This window comes from Kitasatospora sp. MY 5-36 (assembly GCF_001182915.1).
Taxonomy (GTDB): Bacteria; Actinomycetota; Actinomycetes; order Streptomycetales; family Streptomycetaceae; genus Kitasatospora.
In genome coordinates this window covers 1-4,640 of the sequence record NZ_LFVW01000777.1, presented here as the reverse complement: position 1 = coordinate 4,640, position 4,640 = coordinate 1, and the positions used below count along the sequence as shown (strand labels likewise).

The 4,640-nt window shown below is 74.4% G+C and carries 4 protein-coding genes; 3 read left to right on the top strand and 1 reads right to left on the bottom strand.

Going from position 1 to position 4,640, the window contains the following annotated elements:
• Window positions 1-919: 919 nt before the first annotated feature.
• Genes AE652_RS35775 through AE652_RS35765 form a run of 3 tightly spaced genes read left to right on the top strand, consistent with a single transcriptional unit; the run spans window position 920 to window position 3,667 of the window.
• Entirely contained in the window at window positions 920-1,756 is an 837-nt protein-coding gene (locus AE652_RS35775; RefSeq protein WP_049659175.1) for a Nif3-like dinuclear metal center hexameric protein, read from the top strand.
• Between the two features lie 23 nt (window positions 1,757-1,779).
• Window positions 1,780-2,523, top strand: coding sequence for a zinc ribbon domain-containing protein (locus AE652_RS35770; protein ID WP_049659174.1), 744 nt, complete (start codon window positions 1,780-1,782; stop codon window positions 2,521-2,523).
• Window positions 2,524-2,527: 4 nt separating this feature from the next.
• A complete protein-coding gene (locus AE652_RS35765; RefSeq protein WP_049659173.1) occupies window positions 2,528-3,667 on the top strand; it encodes a bifunctional RNase H/acid phosphatase in 1,140 nt (379 codons plus the stop codon).
• A 21-nt stretch (window positions 3,668-3,688) separates the two neighbouring features.
• On the opposite strand, the gene yaaA is transcribed toward AE652_RS35765, so the two are convergent.
• Window positions 3,689-4,474: a peroxide stress protein YaaA gene (yaaA, locus tag AE652_RS35760; protein WP_049659172.1), complete on the bottom strand. Its 786-nt coding sequence runs from the start codon at window positions 4,472-4,474 to the stop codon at window positions 3,689-3,691.
• Window positions 4,475-4,640: the final 166 nt, after the last annotated feature.

Below are 4,640 nucleotides of genomic sequence, written 5' to 3'. Positions count from 1 at the left end.
CGACCCGGCCGCGGCACGACGGAGGCCCGGCGATTCGTTCCTGCACCAGGACGGCGGGGTCCTCCTGCCCGATCGGACCGACGGCGGGCGGCACCGGCCCTCGCCCGGCGGGCCGGGCCGTGTGCCGGAAGCCGCCGACGGTGACCTCCCGGTCACCGCCGCCTCCCCGGTCTCCGGCACCGGCCGGTGCCGCCCGCTCCGCCTCCGGCCACGAACCGGCCGCACCCGGTCCGCGGTCCACCGATCCCCTGTCCCCGGCCGTACGCAGCGATGTGCCCGCCCCCATTCGCCACCACATCCCTTCGTCGAGGCCGCCGCCCCGGTGCCCACTGCTCGCGGCACCCGGGCGGCGGCCCGGCCTGATCGGTTCTTCCGGAAGGGGCGGCGGTACCGCCCCGGTACGGGAGTGCCCACCCGGATCCCGTCCGGCCCGGCACGGCACCGCCCGACTCCTGGTCGTGGCCGCCGCCGGGGCAACTCCTGTTCGCAGAAGTGAAGTTACTTTCGAGCCAACCGAAGCCTCAACGCAGAGCCGGTCACTTCACTCGTAAGGGTGCAAAGGCCTGGTTTCGAACCCGTACGGGAACCCTGCTGTGAGTAACGGACGACCGGCGCGCGGCCGCGTACGGAGCGCGCGGGGCCCGCCGGGCGCCTCTCGTCGCAGATTGACGTGCACCCGTACGCCCCCAGCTCCCCTGTCCGAACGGCCACGAGGCACCGGCCGACGCGGCCGCGACGCGTCGAGGACGGACCGAGGACGGACCGAGGACGTACCGACGACGGACCGAGGACGGACCGAGGACGGACCGGCGGCGACCCGGCGCCGCGGGCGCGACGCGACCCGGCCGCGACCGTTCCCCCGGCGCCCGGCCGTACGGCCGAGGCCCGACCGCCCCCGCGCGCACGGTAGTCTCGACAGGTGCCGAAACTGTCCGACGTCATCACCGCGCTCGAAGAGGTCTACCCCCCGCAGTGGGCGGAGTCCTGGGACGCCGTCGGCCTGGTCTGCGGAGACCCTCAGACCGAGGTCAACCGCGTGCTCTTCGCCGTCGACCCCGTCCAGGCGGTCGTCGACGAGGCCGTGGAGTGGGGCGCCGACCTCGTGGTCACCCACCACCCCCTCTACCTGCGCGGCACCACCAGCGTCGCCGCGACCACCTTCAAGGGCCGGGTGGTGCACACGCTGATCACCAACGGCATCGCCCTGCACGTCGCCCACACCAACGCCGACCACGCCGACCCCGGCGTCTCGGACGCGCTCGCCGAGGCGGTGGGCCTGCGGGTGACCGGCCCGCTGGTGCCGGACCCGACCGACCCGCTGGGCCGCCGTGGCACCGGCCGGATCGGCCTGCTGGAGCCCCCGCTGACCCTCTCCGCCTTCGCCGCGCAGGTGGCGGCGGGCCTGCCCGCCACCGCCGCCGGCGTCCGCGTCTCCGGCGACCCGGACCGGCTGGTCAGCCGGGTCGCGGTGTGCGGCGGCTCGGGCGACAGCTTCCTCGCCGACGTCCGGTCGGCCGGCGTGGACGCCTACCTGACCGCCGACCTGCGTCACCACCCGGCCTCCGAGGCCGCGGAGGCGTCGCCCGTCGCGCTGCTCGACGCCGCCCACTGGGCCACCGAGTGGCCCTGGCTCACCCTGGCCGAGCGGGCCCTGCTGGCCGCCGCCGACAAGCGCGGCTGGGCCGTGGAGACCAAGGTCTCCCACCGGGTCACCGACCCGTGGACCGCGCACGCCCCCATGTCCTTCACCGCCTGACCCGATTCACAGGAGCTCTCCGCTTGAACGCCGCGCCCGCCGACCAGAACCGCCTGCTCGACCTCCAGGCCATCGACTCGAAGCTCGACCAGCTGGCCCACCGGCGCCGGAGCCTGCCCGAGCACGCCGAGATCGAGAAGGTCACCGCCGACCACACCGCGCTCAAGGACCTCGTCGTCGCCGCCGAGGCCCAGAAGGGCGACACCGCCCGCGAGCTGACCAAGGCCGAGCAGGACGTCGAGCAGGTCCGCTCCCGTGCCGCCCGCAACCAGCAGCGCCTGGACTCCGGCGCGATCACCTCGCCGAAGGACCTGGAGAACCTCCAGCACGAGATCGGCTCGCTCGCCAAGCGCCAGGGCGACCTGGAGGACGTCGTGCTGGAGATCATGGAGCGCCAGGAGAGCGCCAAGAGCCGGGTCGAGGAGCTGTCCGCCCGCCTGGAGCACTCCACCGTCGTCCTCACCGAGGCCGAGGGCCGCCGCGACGCCGCCTTCGCCGAGATCGACGGGGAGGCCGAGAAGGTCAAGCGCGACCGCGAGACCGTCGCCGCCGTCATCCCGGCCGACCTGCTGAAGGTCTACACCAAGCTGCGCGAGACCCAGGGCGGCGTCGGCGCGGCCCGCCTCTACCAGCGCCGCTGCGAGGGCTGCCGCACCGAGTTCTCGATCACCGAGCTGAACGCCATCAAGGCCGAGCCGGCCGACAAGGTCGTCCGCTGCGAGAACTGCTCGCGGATCCTGGTCCGCACCTCCGACTCGGGCGTCTGATCCGGTGGCGGCGCGCTTCATCGTCGAGGCCGACGGCGGGTCCCGGGGCAACCCGGGGCCGGCCGGCTACGGCGCGGTGGTCCGTGACGGGGACACCGGGCAGATCATCGCCGAAGCCGCCGAGTTCATCGGCCACGCCACCAACAACGTGGCCGAGTACAAGGGCCTGATCGCCGGGCTCAGGGCGGCCCGCGACCTGGACCCGGACGCCTCGGTGGACGTCCGGATGGACTCCAAGCTGGTCGTCGAGCAGATGTCCGGGCGCTGGAAGATCAAGCATCCCGACATGCAGCCGCTCGCCGCCGAGGCGCGCACCGTCCTCCCGCGCGCCCGGGTCACGTACACCTGGATCCCGCGCGAGCGGAACAAGGACGCCGACCGGCTGGCCAACGAGGCGATGGACGCGGGCCGCGACGGCCGCCAGTGGGAGCCGAAGCCCAAGGCCGCGGTCGCAGCCGTCGACGAGCCGCCGCTGGAGACCGCCGCCCCCAAGGCCGGCTGGGCCTCCCCCGCCGACCTCGGCACCCCCACCACCTTCGTCCTGCTGCGCCACGGCGAGACCCCGCTCACCCCGGAGAAGCGTTTCTCCGGCAGCGGCGGCAGCGACCCGGAGCTCTCCGACAAGGGCCGCTGGCAGGCCGAGCGGGCCGCCGAGGCACTGGCCGCGCGCGGCAGCGTCCAGGCGGTCGTCGCCTCCCCGATGCTCCGCACCCGGCAGACCGCCGAGACCGTCGCCGCCCGGCTCGGCCTGGAGGTCCGGTACGAGGACGGGCTGCGCGAGGTCGACTTCGGTGCCTGGGAGGGCCTGACCTTCGCCGAGGTGCGGGAGCTCTACCCCGACGACCTGACCGCCTGGCTCGGCTCCGCCAAGGCCAAGCCGACCGGCAGCGGCGAGAGCTTCACCACGCTCACCCACCGGGCCGGCGTCGCCCGGGACAAGATCCTCGCCCGGTACGCGGGGAAGACCGTGCTGGTGGTCTCGCACGTCAGCCCGATCAAGACCCTGGTCCGGCTGGCGCTCGGCGCCCCGCCGGACTCGATGTACCGGATGGAGCTGTCCGCCGCCTCGATCTGCGCCGTCCAGTACTACGCGGACGGCAACGCCTCGGTGCGGCTGCTCAACGACACCTCGCACCTGCGCTAGGGCCCGTCGTTACCGGGGTGCTCAGTGCACCTCGGTGACCACCACGTCCAGCTGCCACGGCTTGCGCGCGGTGCCCTCCGCCGCCAGCTCGACGTGGTGGCCCAGCTCCAGCAGCGCGTCCATCAGCTCGCCGGGGGTCTTCGGCTCCGCCCCGGCCGCCAGCAGGTCCCGGACGATCCGCCCCTTCGTCGCCTTGTTGAAGTGGCTGACCACGCTGCGCTTGCCGTTCCGCTCCTGGAGCACCCGGACGGTCGCGGTCCGGGCGGCCACCTCGCCGGCCGGCTTCCAGGCCGCCGCGTACGCGGAACTGCGCAGGTCCAGCACCAGCCCGTCCGCGACCTCGGGGAGCACGGGGGCCATCGCGCTCCGCCAGTACGCCCCGAGCGCCCCCAGCTGCGGAAGCTTGACGCCCATCGAGCAGCGGTAGGACGGAATCCGGTCGGAGATCCGCACGGCGCCCCAGAGACCGGAGAAGACCAGCAGCGAGCGCTCGGCCCGGTCGTACGCGGCCGCGTCCAGGGTGGCCAGGCCGAGGTTGTCGAACAGCACCCCGGTGTACACCTCGCCCGCCGGGCGGGCACCCGCCGTCGGCAGCCCGGCGTTCTTGGCGACCTCGCCGCGCAGACCGGGGGAGAGGCCGAGCACCTCGGAGGCGGCGTCCTCGTCACCCCGGCACAGGCCCACCAGCGCGTCCAGCACCGCGCCGCGCGCCGCCGTCAGCCCCGGCAGCGACAGCCGCTCCAGCGCCACCGGCCCGCCGTCCCCGGACCCGGCCTTGCCCTCCGAGGGCGGCAACAGCACCAGCACAGCGGACTCCTCAACAATCTGTGGCGGACGAACCCCGCAACCCTACTGCGGCCGCCCCGGCCCCCAGCGCCACACAGAGCGGCGAGTAGTACCGCACGTTCAGCCGCCGGAACCGCTCCGAACGCTCACTCACCCGGCCGAACACCACCGGCCCGGCCACCCCGCG